This window comes from Halorubrum sodomense, from assembly GCF_900111935.1.
GTDB classification, from domain to species: Archaea; Halobacteriota; Halobacteria; order Halobacteriales; family Haloferacaceae; genus Halorubrum; species Halorubrum sodomense.
In genome coordinates, this window is record NZ_FOYN01000001.1 from 542069 (window position 1) to 557527 (window position 15459).

Annotated in this window: 14 protein-coding genes; 5 read left to right on the top strand and 9 right to left on the bottom strand. The window is 70.7% G+C overall.

The annotated features are described in order from the left end of the window. Positions 1-149: 149 nt before the first annotated feature. From BM286_RS02785 to BM286_RS02805, 5 genes are all read right to left on the bottom strand, one after another. Positions 150-1811 (bottom strand): sensor histidine kinase, encoded by a 1662-nt coding sequence (locus tag BM286_RS02785; protein ID WP_092920067.1) that lies wholly within the window; start codon positions 1809-1811, stop codon positions 150-152. Beyond that, positions 1808-2545, bottom strand: coding sequence for a DUF5806 family protein (locus tag BM286_RS02790; RefSeq protein ID WP_092920068.1), 738 nt, complete (start codon positions 2543-2545; stop codon positions 1808-1810). The genes BM286_RS02785 and BM286_RS02790 overlap by 4 nt, the downstream gene beginning before the upstream one ends. 72 nt (positions 2546-2617) lie before the next feature. Continuing rightward, positions 2618-3691 carry a TrmB family transcriptional regulator gene (locus BM286_RS02795; protein ID WP_092920069.1) on the bottom strand — a complete coding sequence of 358 codons (1074 nt, stop codon included), beginning with the start codon at positions 3689-3691 and terminating at the stop codon, positions 2618-2620. 156 nt (positions 3692-3847) lie between these two features. Continuing rightward, positions 3848-4450 (bottom strand): PGF-CTERM sorting domain-containing protein, encoded by a 603-nt coding sequence (locus BM286_RS02800; protein WP_092920070.1) that lies wholly within the window; start codon positions 4448-4450, stop codon positions 3848-3850. Continuing rightward, positions 4450-6987, bottom strand: coding sequence for a glycoside hydrolase family 3 N-terminal domain-containing protein (locus BM286_RS02805; protein ID WP_092920071.1), 2538 nt, complete (start codon positions 6985-6987; stop codon positions 4450-4452). The genes BM286_RS02800 and BM286_RS02805 overlap by 1 nt, the downstream gene beginning before the upstream one ends. A gap of 175 nt (positions 6988-7162) precedes the next feature. On the opposite strand from BM286_RS02805, the gene BM286_RS02810 reads away from it, so the two are divergent. The 4 genes from BM286_RS02810 (at position 7163) to BM286_RS02825 (ending at position 9765) form a co-directional block, all read left to right on the top strand. Beyond that, the gene (locus BM286_RS02810; RefSeq protein ID WP_092920072.1) at positions 7163-7531 is read left to right on the top strand and encodes a universal stress protein; all 369 of its coding nucleotides are present in this window, start codon (positions 7163-7165) and stop codon (positions 7529-7531) included. Then, the gene (locus tag BM286_RS02815; protein ID WP_092920073.1) at positions 7528-8097 is read left to right on the top strand and encodes a GNAT family N-acetyltransferase; all 570 of its coding nucleotides are present in this window, start codon (positions 7528-7530) and stop codon (positions 8095-8097) included. Before BM286_RS02810 ends, BM286_RS02815 begins: the two co-directional genes overlap by 4 nt. Positions 8098-8162: 65 nt before the next feature. Further along, positions 8163-8786 (top strand): adenylate kinase, encoded by a 624-nt coding sequence (locus BM286_RS02820; RefSeq protein WP_092920074.1) that lies wholly within the window; start codon positions 8163-8165, stop codon positions 8784-8786. 73 nt (positions 8787-8859) lie between these two features. Then, positions 8860-9765: a DUF106 domain-containing protein gene (locus tag BM286_RS02825; protein ID WP_092920075.1), complete on the top strand. Its 906-nt coding sequence runs from the start codon at positions 8860-8862 to the stop codon at positions 9763-9765. A gap of 26 nt (positions 9766-9791) precedes the next feature. Here the strand turns inward: BM286_RS02825 and BM286_RS02830 are convergent, their stop codons facing one another. The 3 genes from BM286_RS02830 to BM286_RS02840 form a co-directional block, all read right to left on the bottom strand. Continuing rightward, on the bottom strand, positions 9792-11039 hold the full coding sequence (locus BM286_RS02830) for a DHH family phosphoesterase (protein ID WP_092920076.1): 1248 nt from the start codon (positions 11037-11039) through the stop codon (positions 9792-9794). A gap of 88 nt (positions 11040-11127) precedes the next feature. Further along, on the bottom strand, positions 11128-11592 hold the full coding sequence (locus tag BM286_RS02835) for a universal stress protein (protein ID WP_092920077.1): 465 nt from the start codon (positions 11590-11592) through the stop codon (positions 11128-11130). A gap of 468 nt (positions 11593-12060) precedes the next feature. Then, the gene (locus BM286_RS02840) at positions 12061-13686 is read right to left on the bottom strand and encodes a heme-binding protein (RefSeq protein WP_092920078.1); all 1626 of its coding nucleotides are present in this window, start codon (positions 13684-13686) and stop codon (positions 12061-12063) included. Between the two features lie 214 nt (positions 13687-13900). On the opposite strand from BM286_RS02840, the gene BM286_RS02845 reads away from it, so the two are divergent. Further along, positions 13901-14497 (top strand): PadR family transcriptional regulator, encoded by a 597-nt coding sequence (locus BM286_RS02845; protein ID WP_092920478.1) that lies wholly within the window; start codon positions 13901-13903, stop codon positions 14495-14497. A 43-nt stretch (positions 14498-14540) separates the two neighbouring features. Here BM286_RS02845 and BM286_RS02850 read toward each other — a convergent pair whose 3' ends face one another. Further along, complete coding sequence (locus tag BM286_RS02850; protein WP_174548980.1) at positions 14541-15374, bottom strand: SDR family NAD(P)-dependent oxidoreductase; 834 nt, start codon at positions 15372-15374, stop codon at positions 14541-14543. Positions 15375-15459 lie beyond the last annotated feature (85 nt).

Below are 15459 nucleotides of genomic sequence, written 5' to 3' on the forward strand. Positions count from 1 at the left end.
ACTGACCGGATCGCCCTCACTGACGACTGACCGGATCGCCCTCACTGACGACTGACCGGATCGCCCTCACTGACGACTGACCGGATCGCCCTCACCGACGACTGACCGGATCGCTCCGCCGTGACGGACCCCGCCGAACCGCGGGCCGCCTACTCGTCGTCCGTCTCGGCGGGGTCGACGTCGACGCCGCGGAACTCGAACCGGGCGCCACCGGTCTCGCTCTCGACTACTTCGACGGTCCAGCCGTGCGCCTCGGCGACCTCGGCGACGATCTTCAGTCCGAATCCGGTCCCGCCCGGCTCCGACGTCACGCCCGCCTCGAACACCGACTCCCGGTCGTCGGGACCGATTCCGGGCCCGTCGTCAGCGACGTAGAAGCCGTCCCCGTCGGCGAGCGTTCCGAGCGAGACCGTGACCTCGGGTCCCGCGTGCGTGATCGCGTTGACGAAGAGGTTCTCGAGCGCCTGCCGCAGGCGGCTCCGGTCCGCGGTGACGACCGCGTCCGTCTCGACCCGGATCGCCGCCGACTCGGTGTCGACGGTCTCCCAGCACTCCGCGGCGAGGTCGGCCAGTGAGACCGGTTCGGTCTCGTCGATGCCGGCCCCCTGTCGGGCCAACACGAGCAGGTCCTCGATGAGCGCGTCCATCCGGTCAAGCGAGCGCTCGACCGTGCCGAGCTCCGCGACGTCTATCGACTCGTCCGCGAGCCGTTCCGTGACGATCTCGAGGTTGCCGGCGGCGACGTTGAGCGGATTACGCAGGTCGTGCGAGACGAGGCTCGCGAACTCCTCGAGTCGGTCGCGCTCGCGGACCACTTCCGCTTCGCGCCGCCGGAGCTGTCGCTCCCGCTCGATGCGGACGAGGACCATCGTCACCGTCGCCGCCCAGATGCGCGCGACGGCCAGGTCGGCGTCGTCGAAGGCGTCGGGGCTGGTCGCGCCGACGTTCAACACGCCGTACCGGCCGAGCGGGACGATGAGTTCGCTGCGGATCGTCGCGTCGTCGTCGTATCGGTCGGGTTCGTCGCCGACGTCCGACACGTAGGTCGGCTCGCCGTTCTCGAACACCTCCCAGGTGATGCTCCGTCCGTCGGCGTCGAACGTCGGGTGGTCGCCGACCACCGCCTCGGCGGTATCGGTCCAGACGGCCGGTTCGAGCGCGTCCCGTCGTTCGTCGTACAGCCAGATCGCGGCGAGCGGGTGGCCGAGCACGTCGTCGACGTACGCCACCGCCGCCTCGGCCGCCGCCTCCCTGTCGGTCGTCTTCAGCAGCTCTCGGGTCGCCTCGTGGAGCGACTCGAGCGTCTCCGTGCGGCGCTGGAGCGCCAGCTGCCGCGTCCGTTCGTTCGAGACGTCTATCGCGGTGACGACCGCGTACGGATCGCCGTCGAGATCGAAGGCCCCGACGCTGACGCGAGCCGGGACCGGAACGCCGTCGCCGCGGCGCACGACGAGCTCGAACCCGTCGGCCAGCGACCGGGACTCTCCGGCGCGCACCGCGTCGATCAGCGCCGCGACGGTATCCGGGGAGGCGTCCCCCGACCCCTCGTCGTCCGTCGTCTCCCCGACGGTCCCGTGGTCGCCGTCGCCCGGACCGCCATCGAGGGTCGCGATCGACGCGGCGCCGTCGCGGTTCAGATCCGTCGGGTCCTCGAACACGTCGATCACCGAGAGCCCCGAGAGGCCGTCCGGGTCGAGCCCGAACACCGTCTCGACGCTCGGCGTCCCGGCGCGGACGACGCCGTCGCCGTCGACGACGAACGTCGGGTCCGGCGTGGCGTCCAACGCCTCCGGGAAGCGGTCCATCGTCACTCCTCCGTCGGGCTGTGGACGTGGCCGCACTCGGGACAGCGGACCTCCTCGCCGCGGAGGTCGGCCGACGAGGCGCGCACCTCGCGCATCACCTCGCTGATCTTGTCTTCGGCCTCCAGCTCGTCGGCGACCGCGAGGTCGACGCCCTCGACTTCGAGGAGGAACTTCGCGACCTCCGTCACCTCGTACATCATCTCGTCTAAGTCCTCGGCCGTGAAGAAGCCGGACATCGCGCCGTAGAGGAACGTCGCGCCCGCCTTCGTCACCTTTTCCTCGAAGGAGTAACGCGCCTGATTGACCGCCTGCGGCGTGTAGGTGTCGGTCATGAACGGGACGAGCTGCGGGAGGTTCTCGCCGATCTTCGTCATCTCGACGCCGGTCTCGGTGCGGAAGTCGGCGCACAGACGCGCGATCGCCCACTCGCGAGCCGTGACGTACGTCCGGTCGCGGAGGAACTCGTTGACGCGCTCGTAGCGCGCCCCGTCCATCTTCTTGAACCGCTCGTACTTGCGGACGTCGCGGGGCACGTCGTCGGCGTCGTCCGGTCCGTCGTCAGTCGCGGCCTCCTCGTTCGGTTCGTCGGTCGCGTCCGAATCCGCGGTCGGCGTCTCCTCGTTCGTCTCGTCGCCGGGCCGGGGACCGGGGTCGCGGTCGCCCTCGGCGGGAGACCGGTCCGCGGCGGAGTCGCCGGTCCCGTCGGCGTCCTCGGCCGCCGGACCGGTGTGGTCGCTCATACGTTCGAAACCCCGCGGGCGGACAAAAGCCTTGTCGGTGAGCCGGCGTCGGTCGCGCCCGAACGAGGCGGATCACGCCGGTCGCAGCGTCGTTCGCTTCGTCTCGTACTCCTCTAGGAAGGCCTCGTATCCCCCGACCTCGGCCGTCTCCTCGCCGAAGTCGATCCGGAGCGAGTTCTCGAACCCGAAGTCGCTGCTGCTGGGCGCGAGGAGGTTCTGCCGGACCTCGACGACCTCGCCCCGCCGCGTTTCGAACGGCTCCTCGGTGCCAGTCTCCCTGAGGTAGCACTCGGCGTCGACCGAGCGGCCGGACCGTCGGTGGAGGGCGGCCGTGAACACCGCCGGTCGGAACCGCTCGAACGTCCGTGGCAGGTCCGGAGGACGGGAAACGAGGAGCTCTTCGCCCAGCGGCCAGTAGTTACCGAGGTACGAGCCGACCAGGATGGCGGCGATGTCCGGCTGTGTGAACGTGATCGCGCGGGTGTCGTCGTGGTCCCACCCCAGCATCGTGGCCGGGGAGACGAACCCGCGCTCCTGGTCGACCGAGAGCAGCGACGGCATCCCCGGCTGCGCGAGGCGAACAGTGCTCGCGACGCCCTCCAAGGGCGCGCCGGTCGCCGGAGCCGTCTCGGCGTCGGGGGCGGCGTCGCCGCACAGCGAGAGGAGGACGAGGACCCCGCGGTCGCGGGCGTCGCGGAGCGGGTCGGCGATCTCCGGGAGGCGCCGCGCGGGCAGCTGGAGCACGACCTCGGAGTCGGCCGCCCGAATGTACGACCGCAGCCGCTTGATGATCGTCGACCGCGACTTCACGACCGACAGCTCCTCGTCGGCCGTCCCGGGGCGCTGGTACCGGTCGTCGACGGCGGACTGGAGCGCGTCGAGGTCGGACCGCAGCGAGTCGAACGCCCGGTCCGGCGGCACCGCGCGGAGGACCGTCGGTGTCCGGTCGCTCTTGACGGTCACGAACCCCTTCGCCTCGAGTTCGTCGCAGATGTCGTACACGTGGCTCGTCGAGATGTCGGCGGCGTCGGCGACCGTGCTGACCGTCGCCGAGCCCCGCTCGACGACGGCCAGGTACGCGTCGGCGGCCGCTTCGGAGAACCCGTACCGTTCGAGCAGCCGACGGATCTCGTCTGTGTCTGGCATCGTCCCGTCGGGTCGATACCACGCGGGTTCGCTCAAGTAAATTTTGTTCGACCCCGTTTCGATACGGCCGCCCGATTCCGGACTCCCGCCCTCCCTGAACCGCCTCGTCGACCGCGGGCGACGGGGACGGTCAGGCCGTCAGCCGGACGAGGGCGGTCAGGCCGTCCGCCGAACGGCCGCGAGCGCCGTCGCGACGACCGCGAGCACGGCGACGACGGCGGTGAAGCCCGGCGTCGACCCGTCCGTGGCCGCCGCGGACGACTCGACGGTCACGGTGCCGTTCGCCGTCCGCACCGCGAGCGGGTCTCCGCCGTCGGACTGGAGGCCGTGTACCGCCACGACGGTGAGACGCACCTCGCCGGGCGCCTCGCCCCGGACGGTCACCGTCGCGAGCCGCACGTCGGTGGCGTTATCGGCCACCGCGTCGGTCCCGTCGATCCCGGCGACCCTGACCGTCTCCCCGTCGTCGCTCAGCGAGACGTTCGCGACGTCGTCGACGGGGGCCGCGACGCTCGCGTTCGCAACGGTCGCGACGGACTCGTTCCCGACCGCGAGCGTGAGGTCGAACCCGGACACCCCCTCGGGAGCGCGGCTGAGCGTCACCGGGACGGTCGCCGTCCCGTTCGCGTCGACCGTCGCGTTCTCCGGCCCGACCGCGACGCCGTGGTCGGAGGCGACCGCCGCGCCGGAGGCCGCGGCCGCAGCCACCGCGACGGCGAACAGGAGCGCGCCCAGGCGGCGAGCGCGGATCGCGCCCATCAGTCGCCACCCCGGACCGCGCGGAACAGGGCCGCGACGTCCGCGAAGGTCGCGTCGCCGTCGCCGTCGATGTCGTACCGCCCCGGAACCGGCCTGTCGTCGGTTATGCTGGCGCCGTTCTCGACGGTCAGCGTCGCCGTGGGGCCGTCCGGCCCGACCGTCAGTTCGTACTCGCCGGCCTCGACCGTCTTCGGCATGACCGCTAAGACGTCGCCCGGAACGACCTCCAACGCGCTCAGGTCCACGGGCACGTCGACGGTCGTCGTCTCACCGGCCGCGAGCCGGACGCGCTCGTAGCCCACCAGCCGCCGGATCGGCTGGAGCACGGTGCCGTACGACTGCGTGTTGAACACGTCGACGACGTGTTCGCCGGCCCGGTCGCCCGCGTTCGACACCTCCACGCTGAGCGTGAGCTCGGAGGTCTCGCTCGGGTCGGCCACGCTCGACCGCGAGAGCGAGACCTCGCCGTACTCGAAGCTCGTGTAGCTGAGTCCGCGTCCGAACTCGTACAGCGGGCCGTTGTCCGTCGCGCCCGTCGACGTCGGCGAGTACCGGTTCAGAGGGACCGGCGTCGTCCCGACGGGCGTCCCGGCGTTGCCCGGCCACGTAAAGGCGAGCCGCCCCGAGGGGTTGTACTCGCCGACGAGCGTCTCCGCGACGGCCACGCCGGCGTCGCTCCCCGGCTCGCCCGCGAACAGGAGCGCGTCGAGCTGCGAGAACGTCTCGACGGAGCCGCGCGGGCTCCCCGCGTACATCACGCCGACGACGGGCGTCTCCTCGGGCGCCGCCTCGGTGACCGCGTCGACGAGCCGCTGCTGGGACTCGTCGAGCACGAGCTCGTCGCGGTCGCCGAACCCCTCGTTGTGGGGCCCCTCGCCGAGGACGACGACGACGGCGTCGGCGTCCGGCGCGGCGTCGCGCACCGCCGACTCCTGCTCGTCGGTGAACGCGAAGTCCCCGTTCTCGTCGCTCTGCTGGTTCCCGCCGGTCCCCTGTCCCGCCCACCACGTCCCGTTGTCGAACGAGGTGGGGACGTGCGTGAGCGAGCCGACGCGGCTTCGCAGCTCGTCGACGAGCAGGTTCTGTCGGGGGAACGGCCCGCCCGCCGCGGGCCCCTGCCAGCCGAGCGTCCAGCCGCCGTGTTGCATCAGCGCCCGGGTGTCGTTGCCGTTCCCGTCGATCCCCGGGCCGGTGAGCAGCACGCTCTCCGCCCCCGAGAGCGGGAGCGCGTCGTCCTCGTTTTCCAGCAGCACGAGCGACTCCTTCGCCAGCCGCTCCGAGGCCGCCTGTGCGCCGCCGAGGGTCGAGTCGATGCGCGACTCGTCGACGGTCGGACTGCTAAACAGCCCGAGGTCGGCCTTGAGTTCGAGGATGTTCCGCACCGCCTCGTCGACGCGCTCGGTCGGTATCTCGCCGTCCTCGACGAGGCTCACGAGCGTGTCGATGTACTGCCCCGGGCCGGGGGCGCTCCCGCCGTTCCCGATCATGTACATGTCGACGCCGGCGTTGATGGCCCGCTTCGTGGCGGTCCGGAAGTCGCTCACGTAGTCGTGGTTCGTGATGAGCCGGTTGAGGTCGTCGTAGTCGGAGAGGATCACGCCCTCGAACCCGTACCGCTCCCGGAGCACGTCGGTCAGCAGCCAGTGCGACGCGTGCGCCGGCTTCCCGTTGACGGCGCCGCTGTTCACCATCACCGTCCCCGGCTCGGCCTCCAGCGCCTCCCGGTACGGCGGCAGCAGGTCCGTCCGGAGGTCGCGGAGCGACGTGCTGGCCGGCGCCCGGTCGTTGCCGTTGTTCGGCACCGAGTAGGCCGCGAAGTGTTTGACGCACGCCGTCATCCGGGGGTCGTCCTCCAGCGCCCGGGCCCGCACCCGAGAGATGTCGCCCTCCAAGAGCGGGTCCTCGCTGATCCCCTCGTAGAACCGTCCCCACCGGGGGTCCCGCTGGAGGTCCGTCGTCGGGGCGAACGTCCAGTGCGCGCCCATCGCGGCCACCGACCGGCTGGTGTGGCGCTCCGCCTCCTCGACGAGGTCGGGGTCGCGGGCGGCCCCCATGTTCATCCGCTGCGGGAGCGCCGTCGCGCCCTCCAGCAGGTCGTTCCCGTGCGTCGCGTCGACGCCGTACAGGAACGGGATCCCGTTTGGCGCGTTCTCCACGTTGTACTCCTGAAGCGCGTTCACGCCGCTGACCACCTCGTTTCCGTCGAAACTTGGGGGGACCGCTCCCCCGGAGAGCACCGACCCGACGGCGAGCTCGGAGAAGAGCTCGCCCACCGTGTCGACCTCGAAGTTGTCCGGCACGTTCGACCCCTCCGGCTCCGGTTCGAAGGAACCGATCGCGACCTGCGTCATCTGTCCGGCCTTCTCGCGGAGCGACATCTCGGCGAGGAGCGACTCAACGTCCGTCCCGGTCTGCGCGGCGACGCCGTTCGCGCCGCCTCCCACCGCCGCCGTCGCCGTCGCGGCGCCGGTGGCCTTCATGAACGTGCGTCTGGACGTCCCGTCCGTCTCGTCCGCTGGCTCTGAGTCGTCTGCCATTCCGTCTCGTCCGAAGGTGATTCATTATTAATCATTTTTCATAAATTATATTGTAACGGTTGTCAAAACATTTTCTCCCGGGCCGCTCGGGGCGTCACGCGTTCGGCCTTACCCTCCCCGGACGCCCCCCGGCCCCAGAGATCCACTTTTGTATCGTCGGGTGAAGGGGTGGCACATGAAGGTGCTCTGCGGGATCGGCGGCAGCGACGACTCGTTCCGCGCGCTCGACCGGACGGTGGAGCGCGCGGCGGTCGCGAACGACGACCTGACGGTCGCCGTGGTGGACAACGAGGACTCGTCGGTCGCCCCGGACGACGTGCTGGAACGCGCCCGGGAGGCGGTCGACGAGGCCGGGATCGACGCCGAGGTGCGACGCGTCGAGGGCGACCCCGGGAGCCGACTGGTCGAGATCGCGGAGACGGAGGGGTTCGAGGAGATCGTCTTGGGCGGCGGCCACACCAGCCCGATGGGGAAGATCACGATCGGGTCGATCGCCGAGTTCGTCCTGTTGAACGCCAAGACCTCGGTCACGCTGGTCAGATGAGCGACGGAGGGTACCCGGACGCGGTGGCGGACGAGTTCCCGCCGCCGCCGACCGCGTTCACCGACCGCGAGGACCGCGAGATCGAGATCCGACCGTACGAGGGGGACGACGAGGCCCGCGAGTCGCTCGTCGAGATGTACGACACCTTCGACCCGGCGGACCGCGCACAGGGGATTCCGCCGGGCGGCGAGAAACGCATCCGCGAGTGGCTGGAGGCGATCCTCGGTGACGACTGCTACAACGTGATCGCCTGGTGCGGCGACGAGCCGGCCGGCCACGCGACGCTCGTCCCGGACGACGACGCCTACGAACTGGCGATCTTCGTCCACCAGGAGTACCAGCGCGCCGGGATCGGGACGCACCTCATCCGCGCGCTGCTCGGCCACGGACAGGCGAACGATGTCCGGAAGGTGTGGCTCACCGTCGAGCGCTGGAACCGCGCCGCGGTCTCGCTGTACAAGAAGATCGGCTTCGAGACCTCCGACGCCGAGAGCTTCGAGCTGGAGATGGGGCTCCGACTCAACGATGATGCCGGAGACGAGCCCGACGAGGGCGGGGGGAATTGAGAGCCCGCCGCCCCTCGCTCGCCGGAATCTTCAAGCCTTTACGCGCGGCCCGCGACCGCTCCGGTATGAGTCACCGAATTCTGCTGTTGGGGGCGCCCGGCGCCGGAAAGGGGACGCAGAGCGCGAAGCTGGCCGACGAGTACGGCGTCGAACACGTCACGACCGGCGACGCGCTCCGCGCGAACAAGGAGATGGAGACGGAGTACGGCACGCCGAAGTCGTTCATGGACGCGGGCGAACTGGTGCCCGACCCGGTCGTCAACGAGATCGTTCAGGCCGCGCTCGACGACGCCGACGGGTTCGTCCTCGACGGCTATCCGCGTAACCTCGACCAGGCCGAGTACCTCTCGGAGATCACCGACCTCGACGCCGTGATCTTGCTCGACGTCGACGAGGAGGTCCTCGTCGACCGGCTCACCGGCCGCCGCGTGTGCGACGACTGCGGCGCGAACTACCACGTCGACTTTCAGCCCCCCGAGGAAGCGGGCGTCTGCGACGAGTGCGGCGGCGAACTGATCCAGCGCGAGGACGACACCGAGGAGACCGCCCGCGAGCGCATCCAAGTGTTCTACGACAACACCGAGCCCGTCGTCGACCACTTCCGCGACGAGGGAGTCCTCGTCGAGGTCGACGGCGAGGCGACCCCGGACGAGGTCTTCGACCGAATCTCCGACGTCGTCGAGAGTTAATCCGCGGCGTCGAGGGTCGATCCGAGCGGCGATCCTACAAGGTTCTTAACCGTCGACCGCCAATCGGCCGCTAATGAGCAAAGTCGAACGGCGGGTCCGCTCGCTGGTCCGCGAGGACGGCGAGATGCGGGACGCCCTCGAAACTGTCCTCGAACACGCCAGCGGCGGCGAGGTGCGCTGGGTCGACGTTCGCGACGAGATCACGAGCGGACAGTGGGGTCGGCTCATCGAGAAGGAGATCCTCATCGACGGCGAGGAGGGGTTCGCGCTGGCCGACCGCGAGGGTATCGAGGCCGGCATGAGAGACGACGACTCCGGCGGGAGCGACGTGGAGACGCCCGAGACGACCAGCTGGTCGAAATGGGACAAGCTGGCTGGACTCGCGACGCTCGGGGCGTTCGTCGGCTACGCGGTCGGCCCGGTCCGGAACGCGATCGCCGGCGCCATCGACGTCGTCCTCGGCCCCCTCCTGAACGTCGTCCCCTTCTACGTCGTGATCATGGTCATCGCGCTCGCGACGGGGCTGTACTCGACGCTGCTCCGCGCCGGGCTCATGGACATGGAGAAGATGAGCGCGTATCAGGACCGGATGAAAGACATTCAGGAGCGCCGGAAGGAGGCCGAAAAGCGCGACGACGACGAGGCGCTCGACGAGATACAAGAAGAGCAGATGGAGGCGATGGGCGACCAGCTCGGCATGTTCAAAGAGCAGTTCCGCCCGATGGTGTGGATCATGTTCCTCACCATCCCCGCGTTCCTCTGGATGTTCTGGGTGATCGGCTATCGGGGGTCGACCGCCGCGTACCCGGCGGTCGCGGATCAGGCGCTCGTCGTCCCGCTCGCCGGCACCGTCACCTGGGACACGGGGATCGTCGGACCGATCCAGATGTGGATCCTCTGGTACTTCCTCTGCTCGATGGCGTTCACGCAGCTGGTCCAGAAGAGCCTCAACATCGAGATGTCGCCGTCCTCCTCGTAGGCGACGAGCGGACCCTCTCGCGGTTCCTACTCGGCGGCCTCGCCCGCGGCATCGCCGTCGCTTCCCTCGGCCGCGACCTCCTCGGCGACCGCCTCGAACGCCGCGAGGATGACGCGCTTACACGCCTGTCCCTCGGTGCTCCAGTGGTGGGCGTAATCCAGCATGTCGTCGTAAATGTCGGGCTTACAGCCCGCCGCCTGCGGGTGGCCGCCGCCGTTCACCCGTCCGGCGACCTCGTGGGCGTGGCGGAAGTCGTCGGACCCGCGGATCGAGGCCGACCCGGCGGGCTTGACGACCACGGCGGCGTCGGCGCCGGCCTCGCGCAGCCGCTCCGCGACCTCGTTCTGCGAGCAGCGGCCGTAGGTGACCGCGACGCGCCAGCCGCCGACCTCGTGGGTGACCGCGCGGTCGACCGCCAGGTCGATTCGCGCTTCCTTCTCGACCCGGCGCTCCGCGACGAACGACCGCACCGTCTCGGGGAGGTCGACGCCGTACGCACCGATCACGGCCGCGTACTCCTCGGTGCCGGCCCAGTAGGAGTAATCAGCGAGGTCGTCGGACCGGGGGTCCTCCTTGATCCAGAGGTCGTGGTCGCGGGTGACTTCGGCGAGTTCGGTCCACCGGTCGTCGAAGGCGTGCTCCAGCGACCGGAGCGTCACGTCGGCGGTACACTCCTCGTCGGAGTCACCGACGACGAGGTCGACGCCGGCCTCGCGCACCGCGGCGGCGGTCGCGTCGTCCCACTGGTGGTGGTCGAACCAGCGGATCGCGTCGGTCGACTCCGCGAGCGTCTCGAGCGGCTCCGCAATCCACTCGTAGTCGTCGGGACAGAGGTCGCAGACGAAGAGATCGACGTCGTCGTCCGCATGCTCGGCGACGCGTTCGAGCGCGGTGTCGATCGAGTACGGGCCCGCCGAGAGCAGCCCGACCGGCGACTCGGCGTGGGCGTCGGCGAGGGGGTCGTCGTCCTCCGCGTCCGCTTCCGCCGTTTCGTCCGATTCGTCTTCGCCCTCCGCCAGCCGCGCCGCGATCGCGTCCTCGAAGGGAGCGACGTCGAGCGCGGCGTCGTACGCCTCGCGGATCATCGCGGCGCAGGCGAGGCCGTCGGCGTCGCCGTCGGCGATCACGACCGCCTCGCTGCCCTCGATCGCCTCTCGCGCCCGCCGCTCGGCGCGCTCGTCGTCCAGCGAGTCGGGGTAGAAGAACCCCGTCCCCGGCAGCTTCGTGTACCGCGAGCGGGGGGCGTCCCCCGTCTCGATGAGGTCGTCGTCCATACCGTCGAGGCGGGCGGCAGCCGGAAAACTCCGCCGCTCTCGGGGCGGTCGCGCGGCGTCGCCGTCGCGGTGGGCGGTCGCGCGGCCGTCAGATCGTCGTGCGCCGCGGGTCCTCGTCGGTCAGCTGTCGCACCGTCAACACCGGGACCGGGCAGGTCCGGACGACGCGCTCGGCGACGGAGCCGATGAGGAAGCGGTTCTCGCCGTGGCGCCCCCGCGTGCCCATCGCGACGAGGTCGGCGTCGACCGAGCGGGCGTACGCGTCGATCTCCGAGGCCGGGCGCCCCTCGCGGACCTCGATCGTCACGTCGAGGTCGCCGTCGCGGTCGTGCGCGGCGTCGGAGACGCGGTCGAGGGCGTCGCGTCCCTGATCGTCGAGGGCGTCGCGGAGGTCGTCGCGGACCGTGTCCGGCGACGACTCCACCTCGCCGGCGTCGACGACGTACACCGCGTGGACCTCGGCGTCGAACCGCGCCGCCACGTCGACCGCGACCGAGACGGCCCGCCGGACGCTGTCGGAGCCGTCGGTCGCGACCACGATGGTGTCGAACATGGCCGTCCGTTCGCCGCAGCGATACCTAAAACCCGGCGGTCGGCGGAGGGGAACGGAGTCGACAGACACGCCGACGCGACGGCGACACGGTCTATAAATAGGCGACTGCGGGGCGGCGGCGCGTGCCTGCGAGGCCGCCTCGCGGCCGAGCAGCACGCGCGAGGGACGCGGCGACCGGAGCGAAGCGGAGGGAGCCGCGAGGCTGGGGAGGCGTGAGGTGCTGTGCGGGGCGGGACTCGAAGGGGCAGCCGGGATGGCGGCGGAGGCGATGTAAGCACCGCAGGGAGCGAACGTAGTGAGCGACCGAGGAGCGTGGTTCGAGAGAGCGAAGCTCTCTCGTCATCACGAGACGCCTTCGGCGTCTCGAACGACAGCAAGCGTCCGCCGCCATCCCGGCTGGGGCTTCGGCGGTGTTCGCCGCCGATCCTCCGTAGACTGTTTATAAATTATTCTGCACGTTCAGTCGCACTACGCCAGGAACACGTGCCGCGGCCGGTCCGCGAGCACGTCGCGGCCCCACTGGACGGTCTCGGAGAACTCGTCGGAGCGGAAGAACGCCATCGCGTCCTCCTTCGCGTTCCACTGGCTGGCGATGAACATGTCGTTCTCGTCTTCGACGTTCACCATCAGGTCGGTCTCGACGTGGCCGTCCATCTCCCCCAGCAGCTCGCCGACGTCGTCGAAGGTCTCGACGAACTCCGTCTGGTAGTCGGGCTTGACGGTGTAGAACATTCCCATCGTGCCGAAGCCGGACTCCTCGCCGGCGCGCGCGACGATGTCGGGCAGCTCGGAGAGGAACCCGGCAGCGGTCTCGGCCGCCGACGCGGTGTCCCAGATCGAGACCACTGCGGCGCGGTCGGTGTGGCGGCCCTCGTAGACGGCCGTTTTGACGTGGGTGCCGTAGTGGTCGAAGTTGCCGCGGAGCCCCTCGACCTCGTCGAACAGCGCGTCGGTGTCGGCCTCGCTGTACAGCACGGTGGCGTACACGTCCTCGCCGTGGGGCTTCCCGGCGTAGATGTCGAGGTCCGCGAGCTCGCCGCGGATGTCGGCGTCGTCGACGCCGTCACCGCCATCGCCGTCGCGATGGCCTCCCTCGTCGCCGTGACCGTCGCCCTCGCCGTGCGGATGGTCGCCCTCCCCGCCGGTCGCCTCCTCGCCGTGCGGATGGTCGCCGTGAGCCGAGCCGCCGCCCGCGCCGGAGCGGTCGTGCCCCTCATCGCGGCCGTGCGCGTGGTCGCCGTGGCCGCCGCCCTCGCCGTGGCCGCCGCCCTCGTCGTGCGGATGGCCCGCGCTGTCCGCCTCGGGGACGCGGCCGGTCGGGACCGTCCCGCCCGCGAGGAAGGCGTCGAGGTCGCGCGGCGGGAACCGGCGGCCGACGTAGAAGTCGCCGAACTCGCCGTACCGCGAGGAGGCGGGGTCGAACCGCATCTCGTAGACGATGTCCTTGATGTCGGTCGGGTCGGCGCCGAACAGCGTGACGCCCCACTCGTGGTCGTCGAAGCCGACGGAGGAGGCGATCACCTGCTTGATCTTGCCGGCGTACTCCTTGCCGACCTCGCCGTGGCCCGCCATCAGCTCGGCGCGCTCCTCGAACTCGAGGTCGTACCAGTTGTGCTCCTCGCCGCGGCGCTTGCTCATCGGATAGAAGCTGACGTACTCGTCGTCCGGGATCTCGGGCTTCAGCTTCCCCTCGATATACCGGCGGAGCCCCTCGTCGACGGCGTCGGCGCCCTCCTCAAAGTAGTCGTCGGAGACGTACCCGGACACCTCGGTGACGGAGACGTAGGAGGTCTCCCGTTCGGTGAACTCCGCGAGCGCGGTGTCCTCGAAGCGGCGCTCGATCGCGGACAGGTCGTCGAGCGCCGGCCGGAAGTGGAGGAACAGGAGGTCGGCCTTGTGCCCGAGCACGGAGAACAGCGCGGACTCGCCGTCGTCGGCGTCTGCGACCAGTTCGCGGTGCTTCAGGAAGGCTTCGCCCTCCTCGATAGCCCGCTCCCGTTCGGACTCGGGCGCCTCGCGCCAGGCGTCCCAGTCGATCGAGCGGAAGTCGTGTAGCGAGAACCACCCTTCGGCGGTCTGTGGAGCCTCGACCATACTCGGGGTTCGGGCCCCGCGACTTAGGGGTTTGCGGGTCGTCCCGTAGACCGGAAACGGGGGGACGGTCGCGGGATCCGTCCGTCGGAACTGGGGCCACGATCCGGCGTCGTTCGCACCGGGAAACCGGTTCGGACGACGTCGCTTCCGGCCGAGCGGCCCCGGAGTCGCCGTGATCGAAACCCTTTCGACGCGACCCCGAAAGATGGAGACGATGCGGAAAAGCGGCCCGCCGAAAGGACTGATCTCGTATCTCGTGTTGGAGCTGCTCGACGAGCGTCCCCGATACGGGTACGAGCTGCTCGGTGAGATCACCGAGATAAGCGGCGGGCACTGGGAGCCCTCCTACGGCTCCGTCTACCCGATCCTCTACAAGTTCGAGGAGGAGGGCGTCGCCGAGCGCGTCGAGCGCGACGACGAGCCCGACCGGAAGTACTTCGCGCTCACCGACGCCGGCCGCGAGGAGCTGGCCGAGAAGCGTCGTGACATCGGCGGCGAGGCGCGGGACTTCGGTGACGTCGTCCTCGGCTTCTACCACCTGTACGCCGCGCTGGCCACCGACGACCGGTTCGACGTCGACGACGCGGACGCCGACTGGGGCTACTCGGAGCGGTACAGCGCGTGGATCGTCGAGCAGATGATCCGCCACCACGAGCGCGACTTCGGCGAGTTCGAGCGGATCGACGCCTCGCCCGAGGAGTTCTACGCCGAGGGGAACGGAACGGCGGCGGCCGACGCGGAGTCCGAGGCCGAGAGCGCGGACGACCCGGAGGAGTCCGAGGGGGCGTCGTCCGGCGCGGCGGACGACTGACTCGCCGCGGCGCGCCCCGCGGGAGACGTCCGCCGCGAGACGGCTACCGGTGGAGCAGCCGCCACAGGAGCCCGCCGGGAAGTCCGGCTCGGACGAGTCGGTCGTACACCCGGTCCGGGAGGACGCGCGCGAGCCGGGGCAGCCACCGCGCCCGGCGGCTCACGCGGTACCGGGTCCCCGGCCGGTCCGCAGTCGTCGCGGTCACCACGCGCTCGACGACCGTCTCGACGTCCGTCGCCGCCGGGGAGTACCCCTCGAACGCGCGGTAGGCGTCGGCGTACGGCCCCTCGCCGCTCGGCCCCTCGTCGCCCGTCGCCTCGCCGTTCTCGGCCTCGACCGCCGTGGCGGCTCGCTCGTTGAAGCCGGTCGGGACGGGCCCCGGTTCGACCAGCGCGACGGCGACTCCCCGAGGTCCGACCTCTCGGCGGAGCGCGTCGACGTAGGCATCGAGGCCGGCCTTCGCGGCGCTGTAGGCGCCGTGGTACGGCAGCGCCACCGACCCGACCATCGACCCGACGACCACGACGCGGCCGCCCCGCTCGCGCAGCGTCGGCAGCGCCGCGGAAACGGTCGCGTGGACCGCTGTCAGGTTCGTCTCCACCTGCCGGCGGAACGCCTCGGCCGAGGTGTCCTCGATCGCCGCGATCTCGTAGCCGCCGACGCAGGAGACGACCGCGTCGAGCGGGCGGTCCGCGAGCAGGTCTCGGACTGCGGCTTCGTCCCGGAGGTCGACCGCGGCGGTCTCGACCGCGTCGGGCAGGGCCGCGAGCCCCTCGGCGTCGCGGTCGACGCCGAGCACGTCGTGGCCGGCGGCCGCGAGCGATCGCGCGACCCCGCCGCCGATCCCGCCGGCGCCTCCCGTCACGAGAACGTCCATGACGGAGCGTCGCGGCGCGCCCAGTAGACGGTGGCGGTTGGCGGCGTCGGCCGGAGCAGGACCGACCCCGGGACCCGGCGGCGCC